Annotated in this window: 16 protein-coding genes; 10 read left to right on the plus strand and 6 right to left on the minus strand. The window is 70.7% G+C overall.

Going from position 1 to position 17,545, the window contains the following annotated elements; genetic code table 11:
* Positions 1-87: 87 nt before the first annotated feature.
* The 4 genes from AC068Z_RS26060 to AC068Z_RS26075 all read left to right on the plus strand — a co-directional run bounded on the left by AC068Z_RS26060 (position 88) and on the right by AC068Z_RS26075 (position 7,011).
* Positions 88-1,221: a glycoside hydrolase family 12 protein gene (locus AC068Z_RS26060; protein WP_478560183.1), complete on the plus strand. Its 1,134-nt coding sequence runs from the start codon at positions 88-90 to the stop codon at positions 1,219-1,221.
* A gap of 120 nt (positions 1,222-1,341) precedes the next feature.
* The gene (locus AC068Z_RS26065; RefSeq protein ID WP_478560186.1) at positions 1,342-3,564 is read left to right on the plus strand and encodes a glycoside hydrolase family 3 N-terminal domain-containing protein; all 2,223 of its coding nucleotides are present in this window, start codon (positions 1,342-1,344) and stop codon (positions 3,562-3,564) included.
* 44 nt (positions 3,565-3,608) lie between these two features.
* Positions 3,609-5,819: a glycoside hydrolase family 6 protein gene (locus AC068Z_RS26070; RefSeq protein WP_478560188.1), complete on the plus strand. Its 2,211-nt coding sequence runs from the start codon at positions 3,609-3,611 to the stop codon at positions 5,817-5,819.
* Between the two features lie 103 nt (positions 5,820-5,922).
* Positions 5,923-7,011 carry a lytic polysaccharide monooxygenase auxiliary activity family 9 protein gene (locus AC068Z_RS26075; protein WP_478560191.1) on the plus strand — a complete coding sequence of 363 codons (1,089 nt, stop codon included), beginning with the start codon at positions 5,923-5,925 and terminating at the stop codon, positions 7,009-7,011.
* 64 nt (positions 7,012-7,075) lie between these two features.
* Here AC068Z_RS26075 and AC068Z_RS26080 read toward each other — a convergent pair whose 3' ends face one another.
* A complete protein-coding gene (locus tag AC068Z_RS26080; RefSeq protein ID WP_478560194.1) occupies positions 7,076-7,804 on the minus strand; it encodes a hypothetical protein in 729 nt (242 codons plus the stop codon).
* A gap of 167 nt (positions 7,805-7,971) precedes the next feature.
* Between AC068Z_RS26080 and gcl the strand changes: the two genes are divergently transcribed.
* Positions 7,972-9,756 carry a glyoxylate carboligase gene (gene gcl, locus AC068Z_RS26085; RefSeq protein ID WP_478560197.1) on the plus strand — a complete coding sequence of 595 codons (1,785 nt, stop codon included), beginning with the start codon at positions 7,972-7,974 and terminating at the stop codon, positions 9,754-9,756.
* 73 nt (positions 9,757-9,829) lie between these two features.
* Here gcl and AC068Z_RS26090 read toward each other — a convergent pair whose 3' ends face one another.
* From AC068Z_RS26090 to AC068Z_RS26110, 5 genes are all read right to left on the minus strand, one after another.
* A complete protein-coding gene (locus AC068Z_RS26090) occupies positions 9,830-10,489 on the minus strand; it encodes a TIGR04222 domain-containing membrane protein (protein ID WP_478560200.1) in 660 nt (219 codons plus the stop codon).
* Positions 10,490-10,812: 323 nt separating this feature from the next.
* Positions 10,813-11,058, minus strand: coding sequence for a hypothetical protein (locus AC068Z_RS26095; RefSeq protein ID WP_478560203.1), 246 nt, complete (start codon positions 11,056-11,058; stop codon positions 10,813-10,815).
* Between the two features lie 296 nt (positions 11,059-11,354).
* Positions 11,355-12,812, minus strand: coding sequence for a catalase (locus tag AC068Z_RS26100; RefSeq protein ID WP_478560205.1), 1,458 nt, complete (start codon positions 12,810-12,812; stop codon positions 11,355-11,357).
* Between the two features lie 204 nt (positions 12,813-13,016).
* The gene (locus AC068Z_RS26105; RefSeq protein WP_478560208.1) at positions 13,017-13,907 is read right to left on the minus strand and encodes a 2-hydroxy-3-oxopropionate reductase; all 891 of its coding nucleotides are present in this window, start codon (positions 13,905-13,907) and stop codon (positions 13,017-13,019) included.
* An 87-nt stretch (positions 13,908-13,994) separates the two neighbouring features.
* Positions 13,995-14,834: a TIM barrel protein gene (locus tag AC068Z_RS26110; RefSeq protein WP_478560211.1), complete on the minus strand. Its 840-nt coding sequence runs from the start codon at positions 14,832-14,834 to the stop codon at positions 13,995-13,997.
* 136 nt (positions 14,835-14,970) lie between these two features.
* On the opposite strand from AC068Z_RS26110, the gene AC068Z_RS26115 reads away from it, so the two are divergent.
* From AC068Z_RS26115 to pucL, 5 genes are all read left to right on the plus strand, one after another.
* Positions 14,971-15,222: a thiamine-binding protein gene (locus AC068Z_RS26115; RefSeq protein ID WP_478560214.1), complete on the plus strand. Its 252-nt coding sequence runs from the start codon at positions 14,971-14,973 to the stop codon at positions 15,220-15,222.
* Positions 15,223-15,266: 44 nt separating this feature from the next.
* Complete coding sequence (locus tag AC068Z_RS26120; protein WP_478560988.1) at positions 15,267-15,578, plus strand: helix-turn-helix domain-containing protein; 312 nt, start codon at positions 15,267-15,269, stop codon at positions 15,576-15,578.
* A gap of 110 nt (positions 15,579-15,688) precedes the next feature.
* Positions 15,689-16,195, plus strand: a complete 507-nt coding sequence (uraD, locus tag AC068Z_RS26125; RefSeq protein ID WP_478560217.1) for a 2-oxo-4-hydroxy-4-carboxy-5-ureidoimidazoline decarboxylase — start codon at positions 15,689-15,691, stop codon at positions 16,193-16,195.
* A 7-nt stretch (positions 16,196-16,202) separates the two neighbouring features.
* Positions 16,203-16,598 (plus strand): hydroxyisourate hydrolase, encoded by a 396-nt coding sequence (gene uraH, locus AC068Z_RS26130; RefSeq protein WP_478560220.1) that lies wholly within the window; start codon positions 16,203-16,205, stop codon positions 16,596-16,598.
* Between the two features lie 4 nt (positions 16,599-16,602).
* Positions 16,603-17,526 carry a factor-independent urate hydroxylase gene (gene pucL, locus AC068Z_RS26135; protein ID WP_478560223.1) on the plus strand — a complete coding sequence of 308 codons (924 nt, stop codon included), beginning with the start codon at positions 16,603-16,605 and terminating at the stop codon, positions 17,524-17,526.
* Positions 17,527-17,545: the final 19 nt, after the last annotated feature.

Here is a 17,545-nt window from a genome sequence, read left to right on the forward strand (position 1 = left end):
TGGGGAGTTGGGAGCGCTCCCGAAATGACCCGTCCGGATCTTCCGTGAGGCGCGACCTGTCCGGATCTCCTTCCGAGAGGCACCCGCATGCGACCGTTACCGCACCGTCCCCGCACCGCGCGCGGCCTGTTCGCCGCGCTGCTCTCCGCTCTCGCCGCCGTCGCGGCACTCCTCGTCGCGGCACCACCTGCCCAGGCCGACACCGTGATCTGCGAGCAGTACGGATCGGCCGTCATCCAGGGGCGCTACGTCGTCCAGAACAACCGCTGGGGCACCAGCGCCGCCCAGTGCGTCACCGCCACCGACACCGGCTTCCGGGTCACCCAGGCCGACGGCTCGGTCCCGACCAACGGCGCCCCGAAGTCGTACCCCTCGGTCTTCAACGGCTGCCACTACACGAACTGTTCGCCGGGCACGAACCTCCCGGCGCAGGTCAGCACCATCTCCAGCGCGCCCAGCAGCATCTCGTACGGCTATGTGTCGGACGCCGTCTACAACGCCTCGTACGACATCTGGCTGGACCCGACGCCCCGCACCGACGGCGTCAACCGGACCGAGATCATGATCTGGTTCAACCGCGTCGGGCCGATCCAGCCGATCGGCTCCCCGGTCGGCACCGCCTCCGTGGGCGGGCGCTCCTGGGAGGTGTGGACCGGCAGCAACGGCTCCAACGACGTGATCTCCTTCGTCGCCCCCTCGGCGATCAGCAGCTGGAGTTTCGACGTCATGGACTTCGTCGACCAGACGGTCGCCCGCGGGATGGCGCAGAGCAACTGGTATCTGACGAGCGTCCAGGCCGGTTTCGAGCCCTGGCAGAACGGCGCGGGTCTGGCCGTGAACTCCTTCTCCTCCGCCGTCAACCTCGGCGGCGGCGGTGACCCGGGCGGCCCCGGTGAGCCGACCACGGCCTGCCAGGTGACGTACGCGACCAACGTCTGGCAGGGCGGGTTCACCGCCAACGTCACGGTCAAGAACACCGGTTCGGCAGCCGTGAACAACTGGCAGCTCGGTTTCACGCTGCCCTCCGGACAGCGTGTGACCAACTCCTGGAACACCACCCTGTCCGGCTCCTCCGGCGCGGTGACGGCGAGCCCCGTGGCGCACAACGCGCAGATCGCCGCCGGGGGCAGCCAGAGCTTCGGCTTCCAGGGCACCTACAGCGGCACGTTCACCAAGCCCACCGGATTCAGCCTGAACGGCACCGCCTGCACCAGCGCGTGACCGACGCCGGTGCCCCGCACCGGCCTCCTCCGGGGCCCGCCCCGCCTTCCCGCACCGACGGGGGCGGGCCCCGGCCCCTCCTCCGCCCCTCCGGCCCGCACCCGGAAAGGCCCGCCGCCCATGAGCCCGAGCCGCCTCCTGCCCGCTCGCCGCCCCGCGTCCCCGCGCCGCCCCGCGATCGTCGCCGCGCTGTGTGCCGCGGCCCTCACCCTGACCGGTCTCGCAGCCGCCCCGCCCGCCGAGGTCCCGACGGCCGCAGCCGCCCTTCCTTACCAGGACCCCGCCCTGCCGGTGCCCGAGCGGGTCGCCGACCTGCTCTCCCGGATGACGCTCGACGACAAGCTCGGGCAGATGACCCAGGTCGAGAAGGACGCGCTCGTCCCGCGGTCCGACCTCGCCGCCTACCGCATCGGCTCGGTGCTCTCCGGCGGCGACTCGACGGTCAGCCCCAACAACGCCGGGACCTGGGCCGACACCTACGACTCCCTCCAGCGCACCGCCCTCGGCACCCCGCTCGGCATCCCGATGATCTACGGCATCGACGCGGTGCACGGCCACAACGCCGTGCGCGGCGCCACCCTCTTCCCGCACAACATCGGCCTCGGAGCCACCCGCGATCCCGCGCTCGTGCAGCGCGTCGGACGCGCGGTGGCCGAGGAGGTGGCCGGCACCGGGATCGACTGGTCCTTCGCGCCCTGTCTGTGCGTGGCCCGCAACGACCGGTGGGGCCGCACCTACGAGTCGTTCGGGGAGAAGCCCGAACTGCCCACGTCCATGGCCACGTTCGTCACCGGCATGCAGGGCACGACCCTGGGCGGCGACCCGGCGTCGGTGCTCGCCACGGCCAAGCACTACCTCGGCGACGGCGGCACCACCGGGGGCGTCGACCAGGGCAACACCGCGTTGTCCGAGGCGGAGTTGCGCGCGATCCATCTGCCGCCCTTCCAGGAGGCGGTACGGCGGGGCGTGGGCTCGGTGATGCTCTCGTACAGCAGCTGGAACGGGGTGAAGTCGCACGCCCACAAGTACCTGGTCACCGATGTGCTCAAGGGTGAACTGGGCTTCTCCGGCTTCGTCGTGTCGGACTGGGCCGGGGTCGACCAGCTCGACGGGCAGAGCGGCTTCACCGGCGCCGAGATCGCCACGGCGGTCAACGCGGGGGTCGACATGGTGATGGTCCCGCACGACTACCGGAAGTTCCTCACCCTGCTGCGCGGCGAGGTGTCCGCCGGGCGCGTCCCGCTCGCCCGCGTCGACGACGCCAACCGGCGCATCCTCACCAAGAAGTTCCAGCTCGGCCTGTTCGAACGGCCGCTCACCGACCGCTCGTTGACGCCGTCCGTCGGTTCCGCAGAGCACCGGGCGCTCGCCCGGCAGGCCGTGCGGCAGTCGCAGGTGCTGCTGAAGAACGACGGCGGCGTCCTGCCGCTGGCGAAGAACGCCAAGCTGTTCGTGGCCGGCAAGTCCGCCGACGACATCGGCAACCAGAGCGGCGGCTGGACCCTGGGCTGGCAGGGCCGCAGCGGGCCGGTGACCGAGGGCACCACGATCCTCCAGGGCATCCGCGCCGCCGCGAGCGACCCGTCCCGGATCGCGTACGACCGGTACGGCAACGGCATCGACGGCAGCTACACGGCCGCCGTGGCGGTGGTCGGGGAGACCCCCTACGCCGAGATGCACGGTGACCGGCCCGGGAGCATGGGCCTCGACCAGGAGGACCTGCAGACGCTGGCCCGGCTGAAGGCGAGCGGGGTGCCCGTCGTGGTGGTCCTGGTCTCGGGGCGCCCGCTCGACATCGCCGCGCAACTCCCCGACTGGCGGGCCCTGCTGGCCGCTTGGCTGCCCGGCACCGAGGGCGGCGGAGTGTCGGACGTGCTCTTCGGCGACCACGCCCCGAGCGGCAAGCTCCCCATGACCTGGATGCGCGCCGCCTCCCAGCAGCCCGTCAACGACGGCGACGGCCAGAGCCCGCTCTTCCCGTACGGGCACGGCCTGACCTACGGCACCGATCCCGGCCCCGACCCGGACCCGGACCCGGAGCCCACGCCCAAGGCCTGCACCGCTCAGCTCAAGGTCGTCTCGTCCTGGTCCGGCGGCCACCAGGCCGAGGTGACCGTCAAGAACACCGGCACCGGCCCGCTCACCGGCTGGTCCGTCGCCTGGGACCTGGGCGGCTCCACCGTCACCAGTCTGTGGAACGGCTCCCTGACCGTGGCCCAGGGCCGCGCGACCGTCCGCAACGCGGCCCACAACGGCGCCCTGTCACCCGGCGCCACCACCTCGTTCGGCTTCACCGCGAGCGGCACCGCGGGCGCTCCCGCGGCGCAGTGCACCGGCTCCTGACGTACGACCGGCACACCCGCACGTACCACCGAGGAGGGCACGAGATGACCGAACCGACCAGACCCGCCGGCGCCATGCGGCCGCGCACGCGCCGACGACGGTCGGCAGCCCTGGCCACCGCCCTGGCCACCCTGATGCTCGGGGTGGCGGGCCAGATCGCGGGACAGCCCGCGGCAGCGGCGGAAGCACATGTCGACAACCCCTTCGCCGGGGCCACCTTCTACATCAACCCCGACTACGCCGAGCGCGTCGACACGTCCATCGCCCAGACCTCCGACGCCACGCTCAAGGCGAAGATGGAGAAGGTCAAGAGCTATCCGACCGCCGTCTGGCTGGACCGGATCGCGGCCATCCACGGCGGTACCGCCAACGCCGGACGCAAGAGCCTCGCCGACCATCTCGACCTGGCGCTCGCCCAGAAGAAGCCCGGACAGCCGATCACCGCCACCATCGTGGTGTACGACCTGCCCGGGCGGGACTGCGCCGCCCTCGCCTCCAACGGCGAACTCCCGGCCACCCAGGCGGGTCTGGACCGCTACAAGACCGAGTACATCGACGTCATCGCGAACGTCTTCAAGAACCCCAAGTACCAGGACATCCGCATCACCACGGTCATCGAGCCCGACAGCCTGCCCAACCTGGTCACCAACACCGCCGACCCCGAGTGCGCCCAGCTCAAGAGCAGCGGGATCTACGTCAAGGGCATCCAGTACGCCCTGGACAAGCTGCACGCGATCCCCAACGTGTACACGTACCTGGACTACGCGCACTCCGGCTGGCTCGGCTGGGACAACAACCTCACCCAGACCGTGCAGCAGTACACCGAGGTCGCCAGGGGCACCGCGGCCGGTCTGAGCAGCGTCGACGGGCTGATCACCAACGTCGCCAACTACACGCCGCTGGAGGAGCCCTTCCTGACCAACCCCGACAAGACGGTCGGCGGCAACATGGTCAAGTCGGGCAAGTTCTACGAGTGGAACCCGAACTTCGACGAGTCCGACTTCACGAAAAACGTCCACCGGGCGCTGGTCGCGGCGGGCTGGCCCGCCTCCACCGGCATGGTGATCGACACCTCCCGCAACGGCTGGGGCGGCGCCGCGCGGCCCACCGCGGAGAGCACCAGCACCACGCTCGACACCTACGTCACCGAGTCCAAGGCCGACCGCCGTACCCACCGCGGACTGTGGTGCAACGTGAGCGGAGCCGGCATCGGGCAGCCGCCGCAGGCCTCGCCCTCCGGATACCCCGACTCGCACCTCGACGCCTTCCTGTGGGTCAAGCCGCCGGGGGAGTCGGACGGCGCCAGCAAGGACATCCCCAACGACGAGGGCAAGCGCCAGGACCCGATGTGCAACCCCGACTACTCCGCGCCCAACGCGGGCGGCAACAAGACCGGGGCGCTCCCCGACGCGCCGCTGGCCGGGCACTGGTTCCACAACCAGTTCGCGATGCTGGTGCGCAACGCCCACCCGGCCGTGCCGGGAGGCGGCACCGACCCGGGTGACACCACGGCCCCGACCGCCCCGACCGGACTGCGGGCCACCGCGAAGACCGCGAGCAGCGTCTCCCTGGCCTGGACCGCGGCCACCGACAACGTGGGCGTGACCGGGTACGACGTGTACCGCGACGGCACCCGGGTCGGCTCGCCGGCCTCCGGAACCACGTACACGGACACCGGGCTGAGCGCCGCCACGGCCTACAGCTACACCGTGCGGGCCCGCGACGCGGCCGGGAACGTCTCCGCCGCCTCCACCGCCCTGAGCGTCACCACCGAGACGGGCGGCGGCGGTCCCGACCCGGCGGGCGGCCTCAAGGTCGCCTACAAGAACAACGACTCCTCGGCCACCGACAACGCCATCCGCCCCGGTCTGCGGATCACCAACACCGGCACCGCCGCCCTCGACCTGACCGGCGTGACAGCCCGCTACTACTTCACCCGGGACGGCGGCTCGCCCACCGTGAACGCCTATTGCGACTACGCCGCGGTCGGCTGCTCCAACCTCAAGCTCAGGGTCGTCCCGCTGAGCACGCCGGTCGCGGGCGCGGACGCCTACCTCGAGGTCGGGTTCTCGGCCGGCTCGCTGGCCGCCGGCCGGGACAGCGGTGACATTCAGCTCCGGATGGCCAAGTCCGACTGGTCCGCGTTCAACGAGGCCGACGACCACAGCCGTACCACCGCCACGACGTACACCGACGCCCCGGCGATCCCCGGTTACCTCGGCACCGTCCTGGCCTGGGGCGCACCGCCCGCCTGATCCGCCTACCTCCCCACACTCCCCCGCCCGCCCGGAGCGACCGTGTCCCCGGGCGGGCGGGGGCTCCACAGCGGACAGCCACGGAACGACAGGAGGCACCACAATGGTTCGACGCAGAAACCGGCTCCTCTCCTGGGCGGCGGTGCTCGCCACCCTGCTCAGCGGGCTCGGCCTGGCCCTGCTCGGGCAGGGCAGCGCGCAGGCGCACGGGGTGGCGATGATGCCCGGATCGCGGACCTATCTCTGCTACCAGGACGCCAAGACCGGCACCGGCGCCCTCGACCCGACGAACCCGGCGTGCAAGGCCGCGCTGGCGGAGAGCGGATCGACGGCGCTGTACAACTGGTTCGCCGTGCTCGACTCCAACGCGGGCGGGCGCGGCGCGGGTTACGTGCCGGACGGCAAGCTGTGCAGCGCCGGTGACCGCTCCCCGTACAACTTCACCGGCTACAACGCCGCCCGGGCCGACTGGCCCCGCACGCATCTGACCTCCGGGAAGAGCATGCAGGTCCGGTACAGCAACTGGGCGGCCCACCCGGGTGACTTCCGGGTGTACCTGTCCAAGCCCGGCTACTCGCCCACCTCGCCGCTGGGCTGGGGCGACCTGGAGCTCATCCAGACCGTCACCAACCCCGCCCAGTCGGGTTCGGTGGGCAGCGATTCCGGTCACTACTTCTGGAACCTGAACCTGCCCGCGGGCCGCTCGGGTGACGCGGTGCTGTTCATCCAGTGGGTGCGCTCGGACAGCCAGGAGAACTTCTTCTCCTGCTCCGACATCGTCTTCGACGGCGGCAACGGCGAGGTGACGGGCATCCGCGGCTCGGGCGGCACGCCCACCCCGACCCCGACGCCCACGCCGACGCCCACCCCGACCGACCCGCACTCCGGCTGCATGGCCGTCTACTCCGTGACGAACTCCTGGAGCGGCGGCTTCCAGGGCTCCGTCGAGGTGATGAACCACAACACGGCCGCGCTCAACGGCTGGGCCGTGCGCTGGCAGCCGGGCACCGGAACCCGGCTCAGCAGTGTTTGGAACGGCGCGCTCAGCACCGGAACCGACGGCACGGTCACGGTCAGGAACGTCGACCACAACCGGAGCATCCCGCCGGACGGCAGCGTCACCTTCGGCTTCACCGCCACCTCCACGGGCAACAACCATCCGGTCGGTTCGATCGGCTGCGTCAACCCGTAGCGGGCCCTTCCCCGGCGCCGGCTCCCGTCTCCCCGGGAGCCGGCGCACTCGTGTGCGCGGGCGGTCAGCCGGTGGGGGAGTCCAGGGCGTCGGCGTGGTCGTTGACCGGCTGCGGAGTGCCGGTGAGGTCCAGGACGAACAGGGGGACGCCGAGGGCGTCGGCGCGGGAGCGGGCGTCGGGGGCGTATCCGGCGAGGGAGAAGTAGACGCAGTCCGCGGACTCGGTCATGGCGGTCAGCCACAGGCACTCCACGTCCCGGACCGAGGCCGGGCGCACGGTCGGATCCACCTGCGCGACCAGTCCGTGGGCCGCGAGCCCGATGCCGGAGGGGGGCCGCTGGTCGGCGCGGCGGATGTCCCGGTAGCCGAGCCAGCGCAGATAGAGCGCGGCGGCCGTGACCGTGTCCCGGGCGGTGCGGATCGTCACGGGCTGGAAGGGCGCGCGACGGCGTGACCGGCCGGGGCCGCCGGTGCCGGTCGCGCGCGGGTCGGTGCGGGGGCCGCTCCCGGTGCCGGGCCCGGCCGCGGAGAGGGTCCCGGCGACGGGGATCCGTACGACCGTCCCGCACGGGCACCCCAGCTCCGGATGCGGCCACTGACCGCGCCGGCCGCAGGAGGCGCACTCCACGGTCACCCACTCCTCCGCCCACGCGCGATGCGTGACGGCGGACGGGGTGCCGCGGCGGTCCAGCGGCGGGGTGACGGGGGCGCCGCAGACGCACGGGTACGACGGAGCCGCGTACTGGTGCTCACGTCTGCAGGCCGGGCAGCACACCGCCACGCTCTGGGGCATGGCCCCATGGTCCTCCCGCGCACCCCGGCTTGTCCGTCTCTTGACGCGCTTCGTCCCCCCTCTTACTCTGCTTCCAGATAGTAGAAATTACTTTCCGCAATACGGAAGAGCATCAACCGCGGGGCGCGACGGGCGTGCGAATCCGACAGCCGAAGCAGGAGTACTCGATGGCTCGAATGACCGCTGCCCGTGCGGCAGTTGAGATCCTCAAGCGCGAGGGCGTCAGCAACGCGTTCGGTGTGCCCGGCGCGGCGATCAACCCCTTCTACGCGGCGCTCAAGGCCTCCGGTGGCATCCACCACACCCTCGCCCGCCATGTCGAGGGCGCCTCGCACATGGCCGAGGGCTACACCCGCACCCACGCCGGCAACATCGGCGTGTGCATCGGTACCTCGGGCCCGGCCGGCACCGACATGATCACCGGTCTGTACTCGGCCATCGGTGACTCCATCCCGATCCTGTGCATCACGGGCCAGGCCCCGACCGCCGTGATCCACAAAGAGGACTTCCAGGCCGTCGACATCGCCTCGATCGCCAAGCCGGTCACGAAGATGGCGGTGACCGTCCTGGAGGCCGCCCAGGTTCCGGGCGTCTTCCAGCAGGCCTTCCACCTGATGCGCTCCGGCCGTCCCGGACCGGTCCTGATCGACCTGCCGATCGACGTCCAGCTCACCGAGATCGAGTTCGACCCGGAGACGTACGAGCCGCTTCCGGTCTACAAGCCGGCGGCCACCCGCGCCCAGGTCGAGAAGGCGCTCGGGATGCTGAACGCCGCCGAGCGGCCGCTGATCGTCGCGGGCGGCGGTGTCATCAACGCCGACGCCGCCGACCTCCTCGTCGAGTTCGCCGAGCTGACCGGCACCCCGGTCGTCCCGACCCTGATGGGCTGGGGCGTCCTGCCGGACGACCACGAGCTGAACGCCGGCATGGTGGGCCTGCAGACCTCGCACCGCTACGGCAACGCGACCTTCCTGGAGTCCGACTTCGTCCTCGGCATCGGCAACCGCTGGGCCAACCGCCACACCGGCAAGCTGGACGTCTACACGGCCGGGCGGAAGTTCGTCCACGTCGACGTCGAGCCGACCCAGATCGGCAAGATCTTCGCCCCGGACTACGGCATCGCCTCCGACGCCAAGGCCGCCCTGGAGCTCTTCGTCGAGGTGGCGCGGGAGCTGAAGGCCGCGGGCGAGCTGCCCGACCGCGGCGCCTGGTCCGCCGCCGCGCAGGAGAGGAAGGCGACCCTCCAGCGCCGTACGCACTTCGACGACATCCCGATCAAGCCGCAGCGCGTCTACGAGGAGATGAACAAGGCCTTCGGCCCGGAGACCCGGTACGTCTCCACCATCGGCCTCTCGCAGATCGCCGGCGCCCAGATGCTGCACGTCTTCCGGCCGCGGCACTGGATCAACTGCGGCCAGGCCGGTCCCCTCGGCTGGACGATCCCGGCCGCGCTGGGCGTCGCCAAGGCCGACCCGGAGGCACAGGTCGTGGCGCTCTCCGGCGACTACGACTTCCAGTTCATGATCGAGGAGCTGGCGGTCGGGGCGCAGCACAGGATCCCGTACGTCCATGTCCTGGTGAACAACTCCTACCTGGGCCTGATCCGCCAGGCGCAGCGGGCGTTCGAGATCGACTTCCAGGTCAACCTGGAGTTCGAGAACATCAACTCGCCGGAGCTGGGTGTGTACGGCGTCGACCACGTCAAGGTCGCCGAGGGTCTCGGCTGCAAGGCGATCCGGGTGACCGACCCGGCCGAGCTGGGGGCCGCCCTCGAGCAGGCCAAGAAGCTGGCCGCGGAGTTCCAGGTGCCGGTCGTCGTCGAGGCGATCCTCGAGCGCGTCACCAACATCTCCATGTCGGGCACCAACGACATCAGCAATGTCGTGGAGTTCGAGGAGATCGCGACCGAGCCCGGCCACGCGCCGACCTCGATCAAGACGCTGAAGGTCTGACCCACAGGTCAGTCAGGGGCGGCCCGACCCGGGTGGGGGTCGGGCCGCCCCGCTTTGTCGTCTCCGGGCGCGATCAGTCCCCGCCGCCCCCGCCGCAGCCGTATCCGCCGGAGCCGGAGTCGTAGCCGCTGGAGCCGTACTCGCTGCCTGCCGCCATCTCGTCGGTGAGGGCGCGGCGCAGGCCGGTGATCGGGCTGACGGAGCGACGGCCGTCGTGTCCGCTCCGGTCACGGCCGCGTCCGACGAGCCCCTCCGCCTCGGCCCAGCCGGGCAGCAGCGCGGTCAGCGCGCGGTCGCCGTGGAGCGCGACGGCGAGTGTCAGCTCCTCGGGGGTGAGACCCGCCGCGTCCGACGGCAGCGGGTGCAGGCTCCGCAGCTCCGCCAGTCGGCGGCGGCCGGCGCGGGTCGGGCCGGGGACGGTGGAGCGCAGCAGCCCGGCCGCGGTGAGTTCCCGGCGCAGGCGCTTGAGGGCATGGCGTACGACGTACCGGGTGAGCAACTCCCGCGGCCCGGCGGGCCGGTAGAGCCCCACGCGGACCGCCTTCTCCAGCGGATGCCAGGGCCCGGAGCCGTCGTCGGGCGTCCTCGACCGGCGCAGGGTGCCGGGCCGGCCGGCTTCGACGACCCCCCGCCGGTACAGCGCCACCACGGCCGTGGTGACGGCGGCGCGGGGGCCGCCCCGCAGCAGTGCGATCCCGTAGGGCTCCGGAGGGTGGTCCGTACCGTCGCTCATGCCCTGCCCCGGACGGCAGGGCGACCCCGTGGGTCTCCGGTAGGTGCTGCGTACCCGTCGCTCATGACCCGCCCCCCGTCCGGCCTGAGCCCCGCCGCACACCCCCGTCCGGCGGGGCTCGGGCCGCCCCCGTCCCCCGTGGTACCGGGCCGCCCGGACACCCCTGACCGGAGTGCGGCCCGAGGGACCCGCCGCCCCCGTGCCGGCGGGCCCCGTGTTCCGAGAATGTGCCCGCGCCCGGGGGTGGTTGAAGCCCCCGGGCGCGGGTTCAGAGGTTGATTTGAGGGTTGCGTAGCCGGACTACGGACAGCGGTGTACGTGGCTCAGGCCCCGGGTGTCTCGTGGTGCTCCGAGAGACCCGGCCAGTCGTCGGGGCCGCCGCCCTGCCATTCGATGAGGTCGCTCTCCGCGACGTCCGTGACGTACAGGTCCGCCAGCCGCAGGAACTCGGCGACGTCGTCGACGTGCGAGGCGATGCCCAGCGTCTCGTTCCCCGCGGTGACCCGCCGGGAGCCGTCCAGGGCCGGGGAGTGGACCACGATGTGCGGTTGCTGCGTCGGTTGTGCCATGTCTTCAGCCTCCGGCGCTTCGAGGGGTTCCGCACCCCGGAACACCGAACAGCGCCGGATACGGGACCGTCCGTATCCGGCGCTGCTCAGCCCGGTGAGGCTCCTTCTTTCGGGACCGCGGCGGTGGCGACGGAGCCTGAATCACCCTTCCCTCAGGTCGAGAAGGGAGTTCTGGTCCTTCACCACCGCACTGGCTCGCACACCGCCGCGGTCCTCACCCCGGCCCGCGCCCGATGCTGATCGACCACCCCTCATCCGGGTCTCTCAGCTGGTCGGACGCGGCCAGGGAGCTGGTGCTAGTCCTCGCGCAGGGCGCGGACCGCCTCCTCCACGCGCTTGCCGTACTCCGGGTCGGCGGCGTGGAAGTGGGCCAGGTTCTTCTCGATCACGTCGTCGCGGGAGACCTGCGAGAGGCCGCCGGCGATGTTGGCGATCAGCCGGGACTTCTCCTCGGCGGACATCAGCCGGTACAGCTCACCCGCCTGGAAGAAGTCGTCGTCCTTGGTGTGCTGCGGGGCCTCGTGGGTGCCGGTGTACCCGGTCACCGCCAGCGGGGCGGCCAGCGGGCGGCCGGTCTCGACGGGGCCGTCGTAGGAGTTCGGCTCGTAGTTCTTGGCGTACCGGCCCTGGGAGTTGGACGCCATGAGGCCGTCGCGGCCGTAGTTCTGCGCCGTCGTCGCCCTCGGGGCGTTCACCGCGAGCTGGGTGTGGTTGACGCCCAGGCGGTAGCGGTGCGCGTCCGCGTAGGCGAACAGGCGGCCCTGGAGCATCTTGTCGGGGGAGGGGCCGATGCCCGGAACGAAGTTGTTCGGGGAGAACGCGGCCTGCTCGACCTCGGCGAAGACGTTGTCGGGGTTGCGGTCCAGGACCAGTCGGCCCACGCGCTGCAGCGGGTAGTCCTTGTGCGGCCACACCTTCGTCAGGTCGAAGGGGTTGAAGCGGTAGTCCGCCGCCTCGGCCGCCGGCATCAGCTGCACGTACAGCGTCCAGGACGGGTTCACGCCCCGCTCGATGGCCTGGAGCAGGTCCGTCTGGTGCGAGTTGGGGTCCTGGCCCGCGAGCTCGGCGCCCTGCTCGGCGGACAGGCAGCGGATGCCCTGGTTCGTCTTGAAGTGGTACTTGACGAAGAAGGCATCGCCCTCGGCGTTCGTCCACTGGTAGGTGTGCGAGCCGTAGCCGTTCATGTGGCGGTACGACGCCGGGATGCCGCGGTCGCCCATCAGCCAGGTCACCTGGTGCGTGGCCTCGGGGGCGTGCGCCCAGAAGTCCCAGACGTTGTCCGGCTCCTGGCGGCCGGTGAACGGGTCGCGCTTCTGCGAGTGGATGAAGTCCGGGAACTTGATCGGGTCCTTGATGAAGAACACCGGGGTGTTGTTCCCCACGAGGTCGTAATTGCCCTCTGCGGTGTAGAACTTGACGGCGAAGCCGCGCGGGTCACGGACCGCGTCCGCGCCGCCGAGGCTGTCGGCCACGGTCGAGAAGCGCAGGAACACCTCGGTGCGCTTGCCGACGCTGTTCAGGAAGTCGGCGTGGGTGAAGCCGGTGACGTCGTCGGTCACCTCGAAGTAGCCGTAGGCGCCGGAACCACGGGCGTGCACCACGCGCTCCGGGATGCGCTCGCGGTTGAACCGGGCGAGCTTCTCCAGGAGGTGCTGGTCCTGGAGCAGGAGCGGTCCGCCGACGCCGGCGGAGGCGGAGTTCTGGTTGTCGGCGACCGGGGCGCCGGACTCGGTCGTGAGCACGCGCTTCGACATCGTGGACCTTCCGTGCGGGAGTCAGCGGAAACCTGTTTCCGCTTTGTGGAGCCTAGGAGGGGGCAATCGGGGCGTCAACAGTTTGTTGAAGATGCGCTCGGGCTTCTCCGACTCGTTGTTGAAGTGGATTCCGGGCGGCGCCGCCGCTTGGGCGCGACAGGACAGGTGTCAGCGGCGGCGCCGCCCGGAGGTCTGGGCAGGTCGTCAGACCTGCGCGCCGGAGAGGCGCTCGACCGCGCGCAGCAGCGCGGAGTGGTCCAGGCCGCCGTCCCCCTGGGCGCGCAGGGAGGCGACGAGCTGGGCGACCACGGCACCGACGGGCAGGGCCGCGCCGACGTTGCGGGCGGCGTCGGTGACGATGCCCATGTCCTTGTGGTGCAGGTCGATCCGGAAGCCCGGCTTGAAGTCGCGCTGCAGGAAGTTGTCCTTCTTGCGCGTCAGCACGGTGGAGCCGGCGAGGCCGCCGTTGAGGACGTCCAGGGCGGCCTTCAGGTCCACGCCGGACTTCTCCAGGAAGACCACGGCCTCTGCGCACGCCTGGATGTTGACGGCGACGATCAGCTGGTTGGCGGCCTTCACGGTCTGGCCCGAGCCGTGCGGACCGCACAGCACGATGGTCTTGCCGAGGGCTTCCAGGACCGGCTTGGCCTCGTCGAAGTCGGCCTGCTCGCCACCGACCATGATCGACAGTACGGCCTCGATGGCGCCGGCCTCGCCGCCGGACACCGGGGCGTCCAGCACGCGGATGCCCTTGTCCTTGGCGGCCTTCGCCAGGTCGACCGAGGTCTGTGGGGTGATCGAGGACATGTCGATCAGCAGGGCGCCGGACTTCGCGTTCTCCAGGATGCCGTCGGGGCCGTAGGAGATGGCCTCGACCTGCGGGGAGGCGGGGACCATCGTGACGACGACGTCCGCGTCCTTGACGGCCTCGGCGATCGAACCGGCCGCGGTGCCGCCGGCCTTGGCCAGGCGCTCCAGCTTGTCCTGCTCCAGCGTGAAGCCGGTGACGTCGTAACCGGCCTTGATCAGATTCTCGGACATGGGGGAGCCCATGATGCCGAGGCCTATCCAGGCGATCTTGGGAAGGGTGCTCATGATGGGGGTGCCTCTCTTGCTACGGCTAAAGGTCAGCCACTACGGCTGAAGCTCAGCGAATGGGCGGGCGTCGGCGCTCGCCGGCGTTCAGCGGGCGGCGCGCCGGTCCGCCGGCAGCCAGCCGAAGGCCTCCGCGCTCGGGCGGTCGCCCGGCTTGTACTCCAGGCCGACGTAGCCCTCGTAACCGGCCTTCCTCAGCTGGTCGAGCAGCTCCTCCAGCGGCAGCGTCCCCGTGCCGGGGGCGCCGCGGCCCGGGTTGTCGGCGATCTGGACGTGGCCGGTCTTCGCCGCGTAGCTCTCGATCACCGAGGGGAGGTCCTCGCCGTTCATGGACAGGTGGTAGAGGTCCATGAGGAACTTCGCGTTGCCGAGTCCCGTCGCCTCGTTCACCCTGTCGACGACGCCGACCGCGGCCGGCGCCGACACCAGCGGGTACAGCGGCGACTCGGGCTGGTTCAGCGCCTCGATCAGCAGGATCGCGCCGATCCGGTCGGCGGCCCGCGCCGCGAGGACGAGGTTCTCCAGCGCCAGCGCGTCCTGCTCGGCCGGGTCCACGCCCTCGACGCGGTTGCCGTAGAGCGCGTTGAGCGCGGTGCAGCCGAGGGAGGCGGCGAAGTCGGCGGCCACGTCGATGTTGGCGCGGAACCTCTCCGACTCCTCGCCGGGCACCGACAGGGCGCCGCGGTCCGGGCCCGGGAGCTGTCCGGCGTAGAAGTTCAGGCCCGTGAGCTGGACGCCCGCGTCCTCGATCGCCTTCTTCAGGGCGTCGAGCTCGGACTGCTCGGGGGTGGGGGAGTCGATCCAGGGCCACCACAGCTCGACCGCGGTGAAGCCGGCCGCGGCGGCGGCCGCGGGGCGCTCCAGGAGCGGGAGTTCCGTGAAGAGGATCGACAGGTTGACGTTGAAGCGCTGTTCTGCGAATCCCATCAGGATCGGCGCTCCCTTCCGTGTCGAGATTCCGTATGACGGAAGTTGTTTTCTGCTTATTGGAAGATTGCCGTCGGGTGTCCGGGCTTGTCAAGAGGGCTCGGCGGAAAGCGGCACCGCGCGTTAGGTTGAGCGCGTGCGACTGAGAGTGGAATTCACGACCGAGCCCTTCGACCTCGACGAGGCGCCCGCGCACGCGGTCGTCGCCCGCGAGGTCATCGAGGCGGCCGAGCTGGACGCGGTGGACGTCGGCCCGTTCGGGAACACCGCGGAGGGCAGCGCGGACGCCGTGCTCACCGCCGTGGACGCGCTGCTGCGCAAGACCCTGGAGTCCGGCGCCACCCGGGTCTCGCTCCAGCTCAATGTCGTCGGGGAGGGCGAGCGGTGAACGAGGAGCCCTTCATCACGGCCGTGAAGCCCCTGGTCGACGCCATGGGCGGCGAGATGCTCCCGCCGGACGAGGCGGGACCGGACGACGTCGTGCTCGCCTGGGAGGGCGCGGACGTGGTCGCCGTACGGCTGCCGCAGCTCGCGGACTCCCTGGACCACATCCTGGCCGCCATGGAGCGTCGGCAGGGCAAGCCGCTCGCCGACCTCGACCGCAAGGCCAAGCAGGAGGTCGTACGGATACTCGAGGCGCGCGGCGCCTTCTCCGTACGGCACGGGGTGGAGACCGTGGCGAGCGCCCTGGGCGTCAGCCGCTTCACCGTCTACAACTACCTGAACCGCGAGAAAGGGGCCTGACGGGGGGCTCCGGGTTTCGTTACCCGGAATTTTCAACAAAGTGTTGACGTGATGTCGCGCAGGGCGTTAGCTATCGGCAGCCCGTTCAGCACAAGGCCACGGAGGCTCCCGTGACGTCCACATCCACGCCGGGCCTGCTCCGGTTCAACGCCCTGGAGCAGCACGCGGCCCTCGCCGCGCTCCACGAGGCGTGCGCCTCCCGGGCGTGGGCCGAGCGGCTCCTCGCCGCCCGCCCGTACGCCACCGCCGAGGCCCTCTACGCCGCCAGTGACGCCGCCATGGCCGAGCTGACCGCCGCGGACCTCCAAGAGGCGATGGCCGGACACCCGCCGATCGGCCGCCCCAAGCCCGGCGACCCCACCTCGGCCCGCGAGCAGCGTGGCATGGCCGGCGCCTCGGAGGAGCTCAAGGCCGAGATGCTCGAACTCAACCTGGCCTACCAGGACAAGTTCGGCCATGTCTTCCTCATCTGCGCCACCGGCCGGACCGGCGAGCAGATGCGCGACGCGGTCAAGGAACGGATCGGCAACTCGCCGGAGCAGGAGCGCGAGATCGTCCGCACCGAGCTGGGCAAGATCAACCGTATCCGGCTCGCCCGACTCGTCGAAGAGGACTGAGAGCAGCATGAGCACCAGCACCACCGCCTCCGTGTCCACCCACATCCTGGACACATCCGTCGGCCGCCCCGCCGAGGCCGTCGCCGTCCAGCTCTCCGCCCGCGGTGCGAGCGGCGCGGACTGGCAGACCCTCGGCGGCTCCGCGACCGACGCGGACGGCCGGTGCAAGGACCTCCCCGCCCTGCCGGAGGGGACCACACACGTACGGCTCGACTTCGCCGTGGAGCCGTATTTCGAGAAGAAGCAAGCCGATGCGCAGCAGGACGCCCCCGCGAATCGGGACAGCGGTGCCGCCGTGTTCTTCCCGGAGGTGGCGATCACGTTCGCCGTCGTGCCGGGCGAGCACTACCACGTACCGCTGCTGCTCAACCCGTTCGGCTACTCCGTTTACCGAGGGAGCTAGCTAAATGCCCACCATCCTGGGACAGAACCAGTACGGCAAGGCCGAGAACCGAGTCGTAAAGATCACGCGGGACGGCGCCACCCATCACATCAAGGACCTCAACGTATCCGTGGCGCTGAGCGGCGACATGGACGAGGTCCACTACTCCGGCTCCAACGCCCATGTCCTGCCGACCGACACCACCAAGAACACGGTGTACGCGTTCGCCAAGGAGTACGGCATCGAGTCGGCCGAGCAGTTCGGCATCCACCTCGCCCGGCACTTCGTCACCTCGCAGGAGCCGATCAAGATCGCTCGGATCCGCATCGAGGAGTACGCCTGGGAGCGGATCGCCACCTCCGACGCCAACTCCAGGTTCATCGGCGCCGACGAGGTCAAGCACTCCTTCGTGCGCAAGGGCCAGGAGACCCGCGTCACCCAGATCACCTACGACGGCACGTCGTGGGAGGTCGTCTCGGGTCTGAAGGACCTGGTCGTGATGAACTCGACGAACTCCGAGTTCTGGGGCTACGTCAAGGACAAGTACACGACCCTCCAGGAGGCCTACGACCGGATCCTCGCGACCCAGGTCTCCAGCCGTTGGCGGTTCAACTGGACCGACGACGAGCAGAAGATGCCCAACTGGGAGAAGTCCTACGAGCAGGTGCGCAAGCACATGCTCCAGGCCTTCGCCGAGACGTACTCGCTCTCGCTGCAGCAGACGCTGTACCAGATGGGCTCGCGCATCATCAACAACCGCAGCGAGATCGACGAGGTCCGCTTCTCCCTCCCGAACAAGCACCACTTCCTGGTGGACCTGGAGCCGTTCGGGCTGAAGAACGACAACGAGGTCTACTTCGCCGCCGACCGCCCCTACGGCCTGATCGAGGCCACCATCCTGCGGGACGGCTGCGAGGCGAGGATCCCCGTGGACCTCACCAACCTGTGATCCACCCGTAGGCGAAGCA

Source organism: Streptomyces sp. NPDC043726, assembly GCF_056436565.1.